Raw genomic sequence first — 15409 nt, forward strand, 5'->3', positions numbered from 1 at the left:
GCGTCGCACGGGCTGTGATGCGGCGCTTCATGGTTCGACAAGCTCACCATGAAGCGCTTTCCTCGCATTTGGTTGCGGCCAAAGGTTGCGCTGTGAAGCGACCGCCGTCCCGGGCGCAGTGAGGGCGGGCTTCCTGGAAAGTCCTTTCGGGCCTTGACGCGCCGGCCGCTGATATATAGCTTTACGGAAATATAGCCGATAGGAAATATATGTCGCTCGCGCCCGTTGACCAGCTCGACCATGTCTTCGCCGCGCTCGCCGATCCGACGCGGCGCGCGATCCTGGCGCGGCTGGCGGCGGGGGAGGCGACGGTCAACGAGCTGGTGGCGCCGTTCGCGCTCAGCCAGCCCACCATCTCCAAGCACCTGAAGGTGCTGGAGCGCGCCGGCCTGGTCTCGCGCGGCCGCGCGGCGCAGTTCCGCCCGGTGCGGCTGAACGCGGCGCCGCTGGCCGATGCCGCGCAATGGATCGGCGGCTACCGCCGCTTCTGGGAGCAGAGCTTCGATCGTCTCGACGCCTACGTGCAGGACCTCAAGCGCAAGGAGAAACGCAATGCCAGCCAGCGCAAGCGCAAGTGAGCCGCTCGCCGACCGCACCTTCGTCATCACGCGCACCTTCGATGCGCCGGCGCGCCTGCTGTTCGAGGCCTACAGCAAGCCCGAGCACCTCTTGAAGTGGTTCGGCCCGGTGGGCTGGCCGCTCACCCTGTGCGAGGTCGATTTCCGCGTCGGTGGGCGCTTCCGCTTCGCGATGACCGGCCCCGGCGGCCAGCAGGACACGCCGTTCGGCGGCACCTATCGGGAGATCGTGCCCAACCGCAGGATCGTCTTCGACAACGCCTTCGAGACGCCGGGGGCGCCGCAGATGGTCATGACCGTCACCTTCGAGGAGAAGGACGGCAGGACGACGCTCACCCTGCACACGCTGTTCGCCTCGGTGGCCATGAAGGAGGAGTATCTGGGCCTCGGCTTCGAGGAGGGCACCAACTCCGGCTTCGACCAGCTCGCCGACGTGGTCGCGGCGCTGGCTGGGCGCGCAGGTTGACGTCGCGCCATCCTCTGCGCGCCTTACGCCACCCTGATTTCAGCGCAAGGCGCTCAGGCGACGTGGCGTGGGCACGCGGCGGCGGCCGTCGCGGCGGCGTCTGAAAACAGAGACAAAAGACGCCTGGCCGTTGCCGATGTGCTACAATACGCGCAGGCAATCCGCAGCACCCTATGACTGCGGAAAAGAGGTTTCATGGCCGCCTCGCTCCGCCTGCGGATACTCTCGGCACCGCCCACCGAGACGCCGCCCCCGCCTCTTCTCCTGGTCGACGGTCCTGTCAGCATTGGCCGCCGGTCCGACAACGGCTGGGTGCTGCCTGATGTTACCGCCAGCATCTCCCGCAAGCATGCCACGGTGGAGCTGGAGGGAGGCGTCTGGCATCTTGTCGACGAGTCGGCCAACGGCACGCTGCACAACGGCCAGGTTGTCGGTCGCGGGCATTCGCGGCTGCTGGCGGCGGGCGACGTCATCACGATCGGCGCCTACGAGATCATCGTTGAGCACGCGGGCGACGGCCTTCCCGCGGCCTCTCAGGACTCGCGGGTGGCGACGGATCCACCGCGATGGGCGCATCCGCACGGCGCAGAGGAGGTTTGGGCCGGCGACGACGGCGCGCCGCCGCAACCGTCGTCTGGTCCATCACCCTTTGACCCGCCACGGCAATCGCCGCCCGACTGGGCACGCTCCACCGAGGTGTTCGGCGATTTCGGCGCGCATGGACGTGCCCCGGGTGGCGGCGGCGAGGCACAAGATGCGCCGCCCCCCGCGGCGTTTGGCGGCACCGATACGCCGGCTGGTCCGCCATCCGCCGAGCCGAAACCGTCCGGCAACCGCGATGAGCTGCCGCCGCCATTCGGTGCACCCGCCGCCGATGCCGATCGAAAGGCCCAGCCACCCCAGCCGGCAAGTGGTGCCGGCGCCACCGGCAACGATTCGCCTGCCAATGCAGGTGGTGAAGCGATCTTCGGGGCGAATGACTGGGTAGGCGGCGATGGTGAGCATGCGCCTGCCTGGTCGGAGCTCGATGCCGTCGCGGCGCCCAGGATCGACGCCGCCCGCGGCAGCAACCCCTTGCCGCCGGATCGCGGTGCCGCCGGGATGCTGCGACAGTCCGATCTGGATCCCATTGAGCGATCTCTCGCCGGCCGGGCACCCGCAGCAACGGGGGCAGGGGATCAGCCGACCCCGCCGGCAGGGTCCGTCGAACGGATTCTCGATGTCTTCATCGCATCCATCTCGAAGGGTGCCAGCGCGTCGCCGCTGGTTGTCGGGACGCGCTTCGTCCTGACGGCGGTGGTCAGGCTCCCGGGCTCCGGCACCACCGGAAGCGCAAGCCGCCCACTGGCGCTCATGGCGGCAGCGCCGGCCATGTTCAAGGTCGATGCGCGTGGTTGCCGCCTGCTCTCCCGGGGTACGGTCCTGGTCGATATCGAGAGTGACGATGATTCAGCGCCGGCCTCGTTCATCTTCGAGGTCGAATCCGCGAGCGAATGCTGGGTGAGCCTCGCGCTTTATCAGTCCGGCAATCGTGTGCATCAGGTGTCGTTTTCCGGGTACGACCTGAAGGGCGCGCAGCACAGCTACCGGTTTGCCGCCGGGAGCGACGTCGAGCTCACGCTGTCGGTGCGCGCTGCCGACAACATGGTCGAGGGCGACAGCCCCTATCACCTGCGCAATCTGTCCAGCTTCGAGTTTGGTCCATTGAAGCAGCCGGAACCGGGGCTGCTGTCGAAGCTCAGGGACCAGCTGCAGAGCCTGCAGAGAACGGACGCTCTGCCTGATGACGCCGAGGAGGAGCTGCGCGTCATAGGCCTTGAGCTGGCCGACCTCCTGCCGGCCAGCCTGCGCGATCTCCTGAGCCGGGAGCCCCCGAAGGCGATCTACCTGTCGCATGCAACCGAGTTCGACTTCCCCTTCGAGCTTGTGTGCCTCGAGGCCGACAACAGCACGTTCTTCCTGGGCGATCGGGTTTCCATCTGCCGGTGGTACAAGAACGTTCGCGCCGCGCCGCGCCACGACAGCCGGCAGGTCTCGAGCGCGGCCGTGCTTTGCGGGCAGACTCCCTATGCCGCGCGCGATTGCGCAGTGCTCTCTCAAAAATGCCGGACCGTTCCATTCAGCGCATCCGACGACGTCTACCGCGCGGTGTTCGGGAAGAGCGATTATGACCTGCTGCACTTCATCGGGCATTGCGGGGGCAGCGACGCATACGGGGCCTTCCTGGAGCTGGAACGCGGCAAGCTCGACATGATGCGGATCGGCCGGCTCCCGGCCGAGCGGGAATTCGGCAAGACCGGGCCGGTCATCGTGCTGAACGGATGCGGGACGACGAATCCGTATTCAGCCCTGTCGGGCCCGCGGTCCTTTCCGCGCCGCTTCCTCGAGGCAAACGCGAGCATGGTGATCGGCACGCTCTGGCCGGTGCATGAGAGCGTTGCGCACCATTTTTCGTCGATCTTCTACGAGCATCTGCGGTGGTTCCCCCTCGCCGAGGCTCTGCGCCGGGCGAAGATCGAGGTCGCCAACGCGGAAAGCGACGTGGATGGCAGAACCCTGACCGCGCAGGAGCGCGTCCGTCATCGCGTCTCGGCCCGAGGCTATTGCGCCTACGGGCATCCCAACATGAGGATCGAGTTCCTCTCTCCTGCGGCGTAGCGGATTTCGATGCCCTTCGTGGAAAAGGAGACGACAATGCTGGTGTTCGCCCGCGAGGTTCCCGAGGGTGAAGGCTTCCTCGACAAGGACAAAGGCAGCCGCCTTCTCTCGTACTCCCTGCCGGTCGAGACAATCCGTAGGAATCTCGCGGAATTCCTCGCGGAGCTGGACGCGATCCTGCCGGAGCAGGAGGCGAAGAGGCACGGGTTCGGCCTCAACAGCTTCCAGGTGGCGGTGTCGATCAACGGAAAAGGCCAGGTCGGCTTCCTGGGAACCGGGGGCGAGCTGGGCGGATCCGCGACCCTCACGCTGAGCTTCACGCGAGGGTGAGTGGTCTGGCGAGGCATTCGCTGTAAATCCCTGCGGGGCGGATTGACGCCGTGCCCTTGAGCGCCGCGAGGTCGAGCTTGCTCCAGTCCGGGTTCTGTCGCGGGGCCATGCGCTGTCGATCCTGCATTGTCCCGATGGCCCGCCGGCGCTGCGGGAGAGCTACGGCTTCAACGGCCCCGAGCTGAACAGGATCGAGGTTGAGCTGGCTGGCGTGGTGACAACCTTGTGCGCAGAATGGAGAACGATTCATGGCCGCTTCTGAACAGGACATACGGCAGGCCGAAAAGCGGATGGCAGCCCTGCGGGAGAACGGCTTCGCCGTGTCCGCGCGCTATGATCGCCGCGCGGCTCGCATCGTCGTCGACCTGAACACCGGCGTTCAGATCGCCTTTCCACCCCGCCTGGCGGAAGGGCTTGCCGCGGCATCCCCGGCCGAGCTTGCAGAAATCGAGATCAGCCCCGCTAGCCTTGGCCTGCATTGGCCGAAGCTCGACGCGGATGTGTACGTGCCGGCGCTCCTGCAAGGCGTGTTCGGCTCCAAGCGCTGGATGGCAGCGCAGCTTGGTGCGGCCGGCGGTCAGGCCCGGTCACGCGCCAAGGCGGTTGCGGCGCGGGAAAACGGCCGCAAGGGTGGACGACCGCGCAAGGCAGCCGGCTGATGGCTGGGCGTCCTACCCAGAAACAAGGAGCCTGCACCGACGCGTACGGCAGTCGCCCCTGAGGGTGGGCTGAGGCAGCCAAATACAATCGCCCCTCACCGGCACGGCAGGGCTCGCCTTGCTCCCCGTCAAAACTCATACTTCACCGTGACCTCGCCCAGCCCCTCGATACGGCCGACGGCGGTGGTGCCGACGGGCACGAACTGGCAGGCGACCATGCTGCCGGTGGACACGATCATGCCCTTCCTGAGCTGCTTGCCGTGCTCGGCCAGCTTGTTGGCGACCCAGGCCAGCGAATTCACGCAATGGCCCATCACGTCGCCCGAGCTGCCGCTGGCCACGACCTCGCCGTCGAACGAGACCGTGCCCTTGAGAGCGGCGAGGTCGAGCTTGCTCCAGTCCGGGTTCTCGGCCGCCAGCAGCGAGCCCCAGTTCCAGCCCAGGTCGATGATCAGGTGCAGCGCCGACAGCCGGCTGTAGTCGGCGCCGCGGTCCTCGATCAGCTCGAAGCCGGCGCGCGCCGAGGCGATGTAGGGCGCGATGCTCTCCTGGTCATAGGGCTTGCCCGGGGCCGGCGGCGGCACGTCGGCGTTGACGGTGAGGATGATCTCCAGCTCCAGGCCCAGCCGCGTGTGCTGCGTTGCCTTCAAGGTCACGGCCTGCTCGAAGACACGGTTGCGGCGGATCGGGCCGTAGGCCGGGCTGCGCAAGCCGGTCTGCTCCCAGATCGCCGGGGCCGTGAGTCCGATCTTGTAGCCTGCCACCGCGCCATCCTCGGGCACGATGCGCTCGAGATAGGCATCCTGCGCCGCGTAGGCGGCGCGCTCGTCCTGCGGCATGCGCGTCTTGGGCCACCAGCCGACCGTCACGCGCGAGCGGCGCACATCCATCAGGTAGTCGGCGATCTGTTCGGCAGTGGCAGCCATGGCGTTCCCTCCGTTGCGCGGGGCCATCCTGCCATCGCGTGCGCGGCGCCGCCATGCCCGGCGCGCGGGCAGCCTGGCCCCCGGCGCTGATCATGACGCACCGGGACGCATGCCGGACCGCGCGCCTCCCGGCGCGCTCATGCAAAGGGCGGGCGATCAAGGCTCGGATATGTTGCCCTGATGATCAGGGCGCCGGCTTCACCGCTTCACGGTGCCGTCCTCAGCAAGGAATTCATCTGAGGGTGCGCCCCGATGCGAATTCCTTCCGGCCATGCCTTCTAACGCGGCCCTGCCCGCAAGGCCTTCCGTACACCGTCAGGGTCTCCAGCGATGGCCCTGAGATAGGCGCGTGCCGCCGCGTCTGGGTCTTTGCGCGACTGCTCCCAATCACGCAGCGTGCCGATTGGAATGTGGTAGCGCGCTGCGAACTCCTGTTGTGAGAGATTGAGAGCACGGCGGATGACCCGCACCGGAGGGGTGCGCTGCATCCTTGCCATTCGTTCCGGTGTCAGCGGCTGTGCATCGGGATCAGCCAGCGCGGCGGCGAGAACCTGCTCGTCCGTCATCGCATCAACCCGGCTCCAATCATGCTTTGTTTTCTTCATGATACATCCGTCGTTCATAGGGGGCCGCTGACCGTGCAGAAATGATGCGGATCGTCTCTCCTCTCATCGTGTAAGCCACCGTCAATAGACGACCGTCGACCGTGCCAATGATCAGAAAACGATCCTCGCCATAAGCGCTGCTCCGGTCGTCAATGTCGATTGCGAAGGAGTCTTGAAAAACTTCCCTGGCCATGTCGAACGTGACGCCATGCTTGGCCTCGTTCTCGGCGGCCTTGCCATCATCCCATTCAAAATTTTCATCATGCATGAATGTACGGCTTAGCCGTAGCTTTTTCAAGCGTCAAGTCTGTCGGCGCACGGTTGAGGATGCAGAAGCTGGCTTCGTTATCACATCACCGCCTCCAGCCGGCGCGCGACTGGAGGGTGGCTGGAAGCTGGCAGGCTGCGTCCTCCATGCGGCAGGTCACCTCGCGCGATGGCTCTCGCGATGACGTGGCGCACGCCGCTCTACTACTCGAACAGCGTGGCAGCCTTTCCCAGAACCTCATCCATGATGGTTTCCGGCAGCGCCTCGACCTTACGGCCGTTGCGGGCCTTCAGATCGAGCACGCGCGGTTGATCGCAACGAACGACCCCGGCTGTCTTCGTGCCGACGAGGGCGACCGCAAAACCGATGCGGCGCGCGAAGTCGCCGCCGGTTGTGATCGGCAGGACCACCGGCAAGCCGGTCGCGCGGTTGAAGTCGCTGGGCGACACGATAACCACGGGGCGATGCCCACGCTGCTCACGGCCGAGTGTTGGCTCGAGGTCGACCATGTAGATGTCGCCGCGTTTCACAGCGGCTCACGACCAGCTGGCGCCGCATCGACCCATTCGCGGTCTTCGGCCGACTGCGGCTGCGAATAGTCAGACACGGCGAGCAGCTCGGCCATCGTGTAGCGACGCCGGGCAGGTCTCATGACCAGCTCACCGTCGACAACGTCGAGGGTTACGGCCTTGTCAGCGCTCAGGCCGAGTGTCTCAAGCAGCGCCGGGGGCACGGCGAGCATCACGGAGCCGCCGACCTTGCGCAGACGTGTGGTGTACATGGCCGCCTCGCACGAAGATTACATATTTATATAACTCGAGGTGCGCACAAATCAACAGGCCTCCAGTCGCCTCTCGACTGCACGACAGGGGGCGCCTTGCTCTCCCTGTCAGAACTCGTGCCTCACAATGACGTCGCCCGTGCGTGCCACCGTCGATCGGAATATTTTCTTCGGCGCTTTTCGTACCCTTGCCGCGCGCCGCCGGCATGCGTATCTGGCACGGACATTCGCTTGGCCGGGGTGCTTGGGATGCGAGAGCTTGACGACGGGATGCCATCACGCCGCCGCCGCGGCGGGCGAAACCGCGCAAACCCCGCAGGATTTTGGGGCATGAGCCAACGCCTTGATGTGATTGGCGAAACCAATTACCGAAACGGCGCAGGCCGGGTCCATGCCGCCGCCGCCGGCGGCGCCAGCGGAAATGGCGCCAACCGCCGCAATCGCCATGCCCCGCATCCATCCGCCGCTTGAGCGTCCGATCCGGGTCGGCGCGCTGGTCGGGGCCATCCTGGCCGGCGGCGAGGGGCGCCGCCTGGGGCCCGGCGTCGAGAAGCCGTTCCGCCACCTGTCGGGCACGCCGCTGATCGAGCACGCCATGGCGCGCCTGCGGCCGCAGGTTGCCGGGCTGGTGATCAGCACCCATGGCGATGCCGCCCGTTTTTCACGCCTGGGCGTGCCGGTGGTCAGCGACAGCGTCGCCGCCGATGCCGACGGCCGCCGGCCCGGCCCGCTGGCCGGCGTGCTGGCGGCGATGGAATGGGCGCGCCAGGCGCATCCGTTCTCGCCCTGGCTGCTCACAGTGCCGGTGGACGTGCCGTTCCTGCCGCTCGACCTCACCGCCTATCTCGCCGGCCACATGCATGTGCCGGAGGCCGACATCCTGTCGGTGCGCTACCGCGGGCGCGTGCATCACGCCATCGCGGTGTGGTCGACCGAGCTGCTGCCGGCGCTGCGCAAGGCGGTGATGGAAGAGGGCGCTCGCAGCATCGAGCGCTTCGCGGCCGGCCACAACACGTCCGTCTTCGACTGGCCGCGGCGGCGCGGCGATCCGTTCCTCAACATCAACACGCCGGCCGACTGGGCGCGCGCCGAGGCGATCGCGCGCGCCGAGGCGGCAGGCGCATCACGGGGCGCGTCGTGACGAGGGGCGCGGCCATGCAGGCACAGGAGATGAAGGTCGACATGCAGAGCGGACACCCGCTGGATATCGCCACGCAGCTGACGCCGGAAGGTGACGGCCGCCTGTCGGGCCGGACCACGGCAGACTACTGGAACATGACAGGCCCGTATGGCGGCATCACCGCGGCGATACTGCTGCGCGCGGTGGTCGACGACCCCAGGCGGCTGGGCAACCCGGTGGCGCTCACGGTCAATTTTTGCGCCGCCATCGCGGCCGGCGCGTTCGAGGTCGTGCTGGTCGAGCAGCGACGGAGTCGCTCGACCCAGCACTGGTCGGTCGAGCTGCGGCAGGCCGGCGCGACGACCGCGACCGCGTCGGTCGTGTGCGGCCTGCGCCGCGAGACCTTCGCGCACGCTCCCGTGACGCCGCCGCGCCTGCCGCCGATAGAGGAAGTTGCGCCGGCCGACACGAGCGGGCGCATGAACTGGCTGCAGCGCTACCGCTTCCACTTCGCCGAGGGCGCGCCCGTCTTCGGCACGGTGCCGCTGGCGCAGCTGGGGAGCGCGCGCTCGCTGCTGTGGCTGTCGGATGCGCCGGCGCGACCGCTGGACTTCGTCTCGCTCGCCGCCATGGCCGATGCCTTCATCCTGCGCCTGCTGCAGGTGCGCGGCACCTTCGTGCCGGGCAGCACGGTGTCGCTGACCACCTACTTCCATGCCACGGCCGAAGAGCTGCAGGCCCAGGGCAGCGCGCCGCTGTGCGGCGTGGCCGACGCGCGGCGCTTCAACGCCGGCTTCCACGACCAGACGATCGAGCTTTGGGGCACCGGCGGCACGCTGCTGGCCTCGGGCGTGCAGGTCGTCTGGTACAAGGAATAGCTTCGTAGCGTGCCTGTTAAGGAGAAGAGCGATGAAGACCACACACCTCGTTTTGGCATCGGCGATCGCCTCGCTGGCGGCGCTGCCGGCCATGGCCCAGAAGGCGGGCGAGACCGAGAAATGCTACGGCATCGTCAAGGCCGGCAAGAACGACTGCCAGACCGCGACGTCGTCCTGCGCCGGCACGGCCAAGACCGACGGCCAGAAGGACGCCTGGATCGCCGTGCCCAAGGGCACCTGCGCCAAGATCGTCGGCGCCTCGACGACCCCGCCCGGGAAGTAGGGCGGACCGCGCTCCCGTCATCCCGAGCGCAGCGAGGGATCTCCTGAGGATCGAGTCTCCGTTCGCGGGAGATCCCTCGCTGCGCTCGGGATGACGGTCACGATCACAAAGGCCCCGCATGGACCACGCCCCGCCATTGCCCGCCGGCATCGGCCTGCGTGCCCGCCATCTCGACGAGATCGCAGCGCGCGCGCCGGAGGTCGGCTTCCTCGAGATCCATGCCGAGAACCATCTCACCGGCGGGCCGGCGTTGCGCAAGGTCGAGCGCCTGCGCTGCGACCATGCGATGAGCGTGCACGGCGTCGGCCTGTCGCTGGGCAGCGCCGACGGCCTGGATGCGTATCACCTCGGCCGCGTGGCGGGCCTGGTGGCGCGCCTCGAGCCGCAATTCGTGTCCGAGCACCTGGCCTGGAGCGTGGTCGCGGGCACCTACCTCAACGACCTGCTGCCCTTGCCGTACACCGAGGAGAGCCTCGACGTCGTGGCGCGCAACGTCGAGCGGCTGCAGGCGACGCTGCAGCGGCCCGTCATGATCGAGAACCCGTCAGGCTACGTCGTGTTCCGCCAGTCGTCGATCCCCGAGCCAGAGTTCCTGGCCGCGCTGGTGGCGCGCACCGGCTGCCGCCTGCTGTGCGACGTCAACAACATCTTCGTGTCCGGCTGCAATCTCGGCTTCGATCCGGCCGCCTATCTCGCGGCCCTGCCGCCGGCGGCGATCGACGAGATCCATCTGGCCGGCCATGCGCGCAACGATGCCGACGGCGAGGTCATCCTGATCGACGACCATGGCGCGCGGGTCGACGCGGCGGTGTGGGCCCTCTACCGCGCCGCCATCGCGCGGTTCGGCCGGCGGCCGACCCTGATCGAGTGGGACACCGACGTGCCGGCGCTGGACGTGCTGCTCGACGAGGCGGCGCGCGCCGACCGCGAGGCCGCGGCCGCCATGGCGACGGGGGAGGCGGCATGAGCGCGATGGACGCAGGCGCGATGGACGCAGGCGCGATGGACGCAGGCACGATGGACGCAGGCGCGATGGACCTGGGGGCGCTGCAGCGCGCCTTCCGTGCGCATCTGCTGGGGGAGGCGGTGCCGGAACTGGTCGTGGCCACGGTGAGCGACCGCATCCCGTCGGCCGCGCGGCTGCGGGTCCATCGCCATCACGTGCTGGGCAGCCTCACGGCGGCGCTGGGCGCCACCTTCTCGACCGTGCGTGGCGTGGTGGGTGATGATTTCTTCGCCGGCATGGCGCGTGCCTTCATCATCCAGGCGCCGCCCCGCGGGCCGGTGCTGAGCGAGCACGGCGCCGGCTTCCCCGGATTCGTCGACAGCTGGCCGCCGGCCGGCGGGCTGCCGTACCTCGCCGATGTCGCGCGGCTCGACTGGGCCCTGACCTTGGCCTACAACGCGCCGGCGGCGCGGGGGCTGACCGCCGATCGGCTGGCGTCGCTGCCGCCTGAAGCGCTCGCGGCGCTGCGGCTGGCGCTGCGAGCCGGGGTGGCGCTGGTGTCGTCGGCGTATCCCCTCGACCGCATCTGGGCCCTCAACCATGGCGGGCAGGTCGAGGGCGTGGACCTGGATGCCGGCGGCGTCGACCTGCTGGTCTTTCCGCGCGCCGAGGATGCCGCCTTCGTGCGGCTCGAAGCCGGGGTCGCGGCGCTGGCGGCGGCGCTGGATCGCGGGCAGCCTCTGGGGGCGGCGGTCGAGCACGCCCGGCTGCGGCAGCCGGGGCTTGACGCCGGGGCCGCCCTGGGGCGCCTGCTGAGCCTCGACGCGCTCTCGGCGTCTGCCGACAACCCATTGTGATAATTGGATGAATCCGATTTGGCCTGTCTTGTTGCAACGCACTACAACCAGTCCCGGAGGCAAACGGAAAAGCTTGTTTCCGCACCCGTGGTCCCGTATTACTCCGCGCGCCCTGGGGCCCGCGACATGCCGTGTGGTACAGCGTAGAAGCGAGGGGTTGCGCAATGATGTTGCCGCAGAACTACCGGCCGACGGACAAAGAGCCGTTCATGAATCCGATGCAGCAGGAATACTTCCGGCAAAAGCTGCTGATCTGGAAAGGCGAGCTCGTCGAGGAATCGAACCAGACACTTCAAAACATGACTGAGGAAAGCCTCGCCCAGCCGGACCTCGCGGACCGGGCGACAGCGGAGACCGACAGAGCCCTGGAGTTGCGCACCCGCGATCGTTATCGCAAGCTGATCTCGAAGATCGATGCCGCGCTGCGGCGCCTGGAGGAGGATACCTACGGCTATTGCGAGGAAACCGGCGAGCCGATCTCGCTGAAGCGCCTGGAGGCACGGCCGATCGCAACCTTGAGTGTCGAGGCGCAGGAGCGCCACGAGCGCATGGAGCGCACCAAGCGCGACGATTGAGCTGCTGGTCATCTCCAGCACACGGAGCAGGCGATGAAGATCACAACCCTTTCGCTCGCCATGGCCGCGGCATTGATGCTGGCCGGTCCGGCCGCCCTGGCGCGCGATGGCCAGCCGCTCGTGGCGCAGGCGGCGCCCGCCGACAAGCTCACCGGCATGGCGGCGTGGACGGCGCTGGTCGGCAACACGGTGGTGGGCAAGATCGAGAGCAAGGACTTCGCCGACTACTACCTGTCGGACGGCACGGTGAAGTCGATGATGGACGATCAGGTCGCGGCCGGGAAATGGTCGCTCGAAGGCGACAAGATCTGCTTCGTCTACCCCGACGAGCCCAAGGAGTGCTACGCCATCGAGGTCGCCGGCGAGACCGCCACATTCGTCGACAAATCAGGCGGCAGCATCCGCGCCCAGATCCTCAAGGGCAACGCCAAGAACATGTGACGCCCGCCTTCATGGTGAGCCTGTCGAACCAGGCGGCGGACGCCTACTCGAACTTGATGTCGAGCTCCTTGACCTTGGCGGCCCAGAAGGCGTGCTCCTTGCGCACCGCTGCAGTGAACTGAGCCCGGGTCTGCGTCGCCGGCGGCAGCTCCAGGCCGTCCTTGGCCAGGGCCTCCTCCATCTTCTTCTCGGCCAGCGCCGTCTTGGTCTCCTGCTCGATGCGGTCGATCACGGCCTCGGCCGTCTTGGCCGGCACGAAGAGGCCGTGCCAGCCCTTCACCACCAGGCCGGGGAAGCCGGCTTCCTCCAGGGTCGGCACGTCGGGCAGCGCCTTCACCCGCCGATCGCCAGTGACCGCCAGCGCCTTGAGCTTGCCGGCCTTGATCTGGCTCACGGCCGGCGGCAGCGAGCTGAAGTTCATCGTGATGACACCGCTGATGACGTCCAGCAGGGCCGGGCCGGTGCCCTTGTAGGGCACATGCGTCAGCTCGATGCCGGCGGCATGGGCGAACAGCACGCCGGCGAGATGGTTGCTGCCGCCGACGCCGGACGACGAGAAGGTGAGCTTGCCCGGCTGCTGCCTGGCCAGGGCCGCCAGCTCCTTGGGGGTGCTGGCCGGCACGTCGGGATGCACCGCCAGCACGTACTGGTAGTCGGTCGTCTGCACCACCGGCACCAGGTCGTCGACCGTGCTGATGGTGAAGTTCTTGAGGATGTGCGGGTTGAGCACGATGTTGCTGCTGACCGCATAAAGGATGGTGTTGCCGTCGGGCCGGGCGCGCGCCACGGCCTGCGTGCCGATGCCGCCGGCGGCGGCGCCCTTGTTGTCGACCACCAGCGGCTGGCCCAGCCGCGGCGAGACCAGATGCGCCAGCTCGCGCGCCACGATGTCGGCGCCGCCGCCGGCGGCATAGGGCACCACCAGGGTGACGGGCTGGGTCGGCCACTTGGCCTGCGCGCCGGCACGGCCGGACGACAGTCCGGCGGCGCTCAGCGCGCCGGCGCCGGCGACGAAGCGGCGGCGGGTCGTGGCGGTCATCCGATCCTCCCTGATTGATTGCTTTGGCTGGAGCCTATATCGGCGGCGCGGCCGCCTCGACATGAATCGCCAGCCACAGCGTCGCAGCGCCGGCTTGCGTCCAGGCGACGCGGTGCCGGCGATGCGGCTCGATCCAGAGATAGTCGCCCGGCTCCAGGCGTCGCGGCGCCGGCTCGTCCTCGAGCTGCAGCCCGGCGGCGCCGCGCAGCAGCAGCACCCATTCACCCTGCGGCTGGTCGTACCAGAAGCCCGGTGGGCTGGCCTGGCCGCAGGACACGATGCGCTCGACCCGCACGCCCGGCCGCGACAGCAGCACCTCGAACCGCTCGGCCGCCGGGTCGGGCGCGAGGTCGGCGAGGATGTTGCCGGCGCCGCTCATGCCGCCGTCATGGCCGCCTGGCCGGCGCTGTCGCCGGCGATCTTGCCCAGCACGGCACCCGACACCAGGCCGGTGCCGCCGGGGTAGTTGTGGTAGAAGAGGCCGCCCACCAGCTCGCCGGCGGCGTAGAGGCCGGGGATGGCCGCGCCATCGCTGTGCTGGACCTGGCAGGCGGTGTCGACCTTCAGGCCGCCGAAGGTGAAGGTGATGCCGCAGGTGACGGCGTAGGCCTCGAACGGCGGCGTGTCGATCACATTGGCCCAGTTGGTCTTGGGCACCGCCAGCCCACGGGTGCCGCGGCCGTCCTTGACCGCGGGGTTGAACGGCACCTCGGTCATCACCGCGTCGTTGTAGGCCCGGATCGTCTCCAGGCAGCGCGCCGCGTCGACGCCCTCGAGCTTCCTCGCCAGCTCCTCCAGCGTGTCGGCGCGCACCTTGGTGATGCGGCGGATGCGGTACTCGTCGCGCAGCTTGTCGATCACCTTGGCGTCGAAGATCTGCCAGGCGAACTGCTCGGGCTGCGACAGGATCACGCCGCCGTACTTGGCGTAGGTGTAGTTGCGGAAGTCGGCGCCCTCGTCGACGAAGCGCTCGCCCCTGGCATTGACCATGATGCCCAGCGGGTAGGAGTGCTTCTGGAAGTTGTCGCCCACCTCCAGGTCGCCGAACGGCGGCGCGTTGAGGTCCCAGCCCACGGCGTGGCAGCCCGACCAGTGGCCGTGCGGCTGGGCGCCGATGTCCAGCGCCATGCGGATGCCGGCGCCGGTGTTGAAGCGCGTGCCGCGCACCTTGGCCAAATCCCAGGTCGGCCCGAGATAGCGGGTGCGCATCTCGGTGTTGGACTCGAAGCCGCCGCAGGCCAGCACCGTGGCGCGGGCGCGGATCTCGAAGCGCTTGCCCTTGTGCCGGGCGACGGCGCCCAGCACCACGCCGTCGCGCTCGATCAGGTCGGCCGCCGCCGTCTCGTAGCGCAGGTCGATGCCCTGCTGCCTGCAGGCCTTGTGCTCGAGCTCGACCAGGCCCGGTCCGCCGCCCCAGGCCTCGACCGCCAAGCCGCCCCAGAACTTGTACTTGCCGTCGACCTTGAAGGCCTGCCGCCCGTAGCTGGGCTGGAAGCGCACGCCCTTGCTGCGCATCCACCGCATCGTGGGAAAGCTCTGCTCGACCAGCAGCTCGGCCAGCTCGGGGTCGCTGCGGTACTGGGTGACCCGCATCAGGTCGTCGAGGTACTGATCGGCGGTGTAGACCCCGAAATCGACGTTGCGCCGCTCGTCGTCGGTGAGGTCGTAGAGCTGCGCCAGGTCGTCGACGCCGTTGAAGACCACGCGCATGGCGCCGGCCGTGTAGCGGCTGTTGCCGCCGGAATCGTCCTCGGGCGCCGCTTCGAGCATCACCACCCGGGCGCCGTGCTCGCGCGCGGCCAGCGCCGCGCAGGCCGCCGCGTTGCCGGCGCCCACCACCAAGACGTCGCAGTCGATGTCCGACATTCCAGGTCTCCGCATCACGTGTCAGCCGTCAAAATCCTCGAAGGCGCGGCAGCGTGCAACCGCTATCCCGACCCCCGCATTGACGGGGCGGGAGGCGCTGTGGGCATGATGCGGCCGGCAGTCGCTCACGGTC

The 15409-nt window shown here is 68.4% G+C and carries 21 protein-coding genes; 12 read left to right on the top strand and 9 right to left on the bottom strand.

Features of this window, described 5'->3' with window-relative positions; all coding sequences use genetic code 11:
- The first annotated feature begins 209 nt into the window (after window positions 1–209).
- From FHP25_RS31495 to FHP25_RS31515, 5 genes are all read left to right on the top strand, one after another.
- The gene (locus FHP25_RS31495; protein ID WP_147850963.1) at window positions 210–578 is read left to right on the top strand and encodes an ArsR/SmtB family transcription factor; all 369 of its coding nucleotides are present in this window, start codon (window positions 210–212) and stop codon (window positions 576–578) included.
- Entirely contained in the window at window positions 553–1044 is a 492-nt protein-coding gene (locus tag FHP25_RS31500; RefSeq protein WP_178133926.1) for an SRPBCC domain-containing protein, read from the top strand. Before FHP25_RS31495 ends, FHP25_RS31500 begins: the two co-directional genes overlap by 26 nt.
- Window positions 1045–1239: 195 nt before the next feature.
- A complete protein-coding gene (locus tag FHP25_RS31505; RefSeq protein ID WP_147850965.1) occupies window positions 1240–3702 on the top strand; it encodes an FHA domain-containing protein in 2463 nt (820 codons plus the stop codon).
- A gap of 36 nt (window positions 3703–3738) precedes the next feature.
- On the top strand, window positions 3739–4032 hold the full coding sequence (locus FHP25_RS31510) for a Pepco domain-containing protein (protein ID WP_147850966.1): 294 nt from the start codon (window positions 3739–3741) through the stop codon (window positions 4030–4032).
- 248 nt (window positions 4033–4280) lie between these two features.
- A complete protein-coding gene (locus tag FHP25_RS31515; RefSeq protein ID WP_147850967.1) occupies window positions 4281–4691 on the top strand; it encodes a DUF2442 domain-containing protein in 411 nt (136 codons plus the stop codon).
- A gap of 128 nt (window positions 4692–4819) precedes the next feature.
- On the opposite strand, the gene FHP25_RS31520 is transcribed toward FHP25_RS31515, so the two are convergent.
- The 6 genes from FHP25_RS31520 to FHP25_RS41020 all read right to left on the bottom strand — a co-directional run bounded on the left by FHP25_RS31520 (window position 4820) and on the right by FHP25_RS41020 (window position 7718).
- Window positions 4820–5617: a 2-keto-4-pentenoate hydratase gene (locus FHP25_RS31520; protein WP_147850968.1), complete on the bottom strand. Its 798-nt coding sequence runs from the start codon at window positions 5615–5617 to the stop codon at window positions 4820–4822.
- A 278-nt stretch (window positions 5618–5895) separates the two neighbouring features.
- Window positions 5896–6222: a helix-turn-helix domain-containing protein gene (locus FHP25_RS31525; protein WP_231712550.1), complete on the bottom strand. Its 327-nt coding sequence runs from the start codon at window positions 6220–6222 to the stop codon at window positions 5896–5898.
- A complete protein-coding gene (locus FHP25_RS31530) occupies window positions 6203–6490 on the bottom strand; it encodes a BrnT family toxin (protein ID WP_147850969.1) in 288 nt (95 codons plus the stop codon). Before FHP25_RS31530 ends, FHP25_RS31525 begins: the two co-directional genes overlap by 20 nt.
- Before the next feature lie 203 nt (window positions 6491–6693).
- Complete coding sequence (locus FHP25_RS31535) at window positions 6694–7020, bottom strand: type II toxin-antitoxin system PemK/MazF family toxin (protein WP_147850970.1); 327 nt, start codon at window positions 7018–7020, stop codon at window positions 6694–6696.
- Window positions 7017–7271 carry an AbrB/MazE/SpoVT family DNA-binding domain-containing protein gene (locus tag FHP25_RS31540; protein WP_147850971.1) on the bottom strand — a complete coding sequence of 85 codons (255 nt, stop codon included), beginning with the start codon at window positions 7269–7271 and terminating at the stop codon, window positions 7017–7019. Before FHP25_RS31540 ends, FHP25_RS31535 begins: the two co-directional genes overlap by 4 nt.
- Before the next feature lie 276 nt (window positions 7272–7547).
- A complete protein-coding gene (locus tag FHP25_RS41020; protein WP_178133927.1) occupies window positions 7548–7718 on the bottom strand; it encodes a hypothetical protein in 171 nt (56 codons plus the stop codon).
- Between FHP25_RS41020 and mobA the strand changes: the two genes are divergently transcribed.
- From mobA to FHP25_RS31575, 7 genes are all read left to right on the top strand, one after another.
- Window positions 7717–8412, top strand: a complete 696-nt coding sequence (gene mobA, locus FHP25_RS31545; RefSeq protein ID WP_178133928.1) for a molybdenum cofactor guanylyltransferase MobA — start codon at window positions 7717–7719, stop codon at window positions 8410–8412. The two genes, FHP25_RS41020 and mobA, sit on opposite strands and share 2 nt — an antisense overlap.
- A 14-nt stretch (window positions 8413–8426) precedes the next feature.
- The gene (locus tag FHP25_RS31550) at window positions 8427–9269 is read left to right on the top strand and encodes an acyl-CoA thioesterase (RefSeq protein WP_218578743.1); all 843 of its coding nucleotides are present in this window, start codon (window positions 8427–8429) and stop codon (window positions 9267–9269) included.
- Window positions 9270–9300: 31 nt separating this feature from the next.
- Complete coding sequence (locus FHP25_RS31555) at window positions 9301–9552, top strand: BufA1 family periplasmic bufferin-type metallophore (protein ID WP_147850973.1); 252 nt, start codon at window positions 9301–9303, stop codon at window positions 9550–9552.
- A gap of 118 nt (window positions 9553–9670) precedes the next feature.
- Entirely contained in the window at window positions 9671–10519 is an 849-nt protein-coding gene (gene bufB / locus FHP25_RS31560) for an MNIO family bufferin maturase (RefSeq protein WP_147850974.1), read from the top strand.
- Window positions 10516–11355, top strand: a complete 840-nt coding sequence (locus tag FHP25_RS31565; RefSeq protein ID WP_147850975.1) for an HvfC/BufC N-terminal domain-containing protein — start codon at window positions 10516–10518, stop codon at window positions 11353–11355. Before bufB ends, FHP25_RS31565 begins: the two co-directional genes overlap by 4 nt.
- A 164-nt stretch (window positions 11356–11519) precedes the next feature.
- Entirely contained in the window at window positions 11520–11930 is a 411-nt protein-coding gene (dksA, locus tag FHP25_RS31570) for an RNA polymerase-binding protein DksA (protein ID WP_147850976.1), read from the top strand.
- Between the two features lie 33 nt (window positions 11931–11963).
- Window positions 11964–12371 carry a hypothetical protein gene (locus tag FHP25_RS31575; protein ID WP_147850977.1) on the top strand — a complete coding sequence of 136 codons (408 nt, stop codon included), beginning with the start codon at window positions 11964–11966 and terminating at the stop codon, window positions 12369–12371.
- Window positions 12372–12414: 43 nt separating this feature from the next.
- Here FHP25_RS31575 and FHP25_RS31580 read toward each other — a convergent pair whose 3' ends face one another.
- Genes FHP25_RS31580 through tcuA form a run of 3 tightly spaced genes read right to left on the bottom strand, consistent with a single transcriptional unit; the run spans window position 12415 to window position 15276 of the window.
- Window positions 12415–13410, bottom strand: a complete 996-nt coding sequence (locus FHP25_RS31580) for a Bug family tripartite tricarboxylate transporter substrate binding protein (RefSeq protein WP_178133929.1) — start codon at window positions 13408–13410, stop codon at window positions 12415–12417.
- 34 nt (window positions 13411–13444) lie between these two features.
- Window positions 13445–13789, bottom strand: a complete 345-nt coding sequence (locus FHP25_RS31585) for a cupin domain-containing protein (RefSeq protein ID WP_147850979.1) — start codon at window positions 13787–13789, stop codon at window positions 13445–13447.
- Window positions 13786–15276, bottom strand: coding sequence for an FAD-dependent tricarballylate dehydrogenase TcuA (gene tcuA, locus FHP25_RS31590; protein ID WP_147850980.1), 1491 nt, complete (start codon window positions 15274–15276; stop codon window positions 13786–13788). The genes FHP25_RS31585 and tcuA overlap by 4 nt, the downstream gene beginning before the upstream one ends.
- Window positions 15277–15409: the final 133 nt, after the last annotated feature.

Origin of the sequence: Vineibacter terrae (assembly GCF_008039615.1) — a bacterium.
Classification (GTDB): domain Bacteria; phylum Pseudomonadota; class Alphaproteobacteria; order Reyranellales; family Reyranellaceae; genus Vineibacter; species Vineibacter terrae.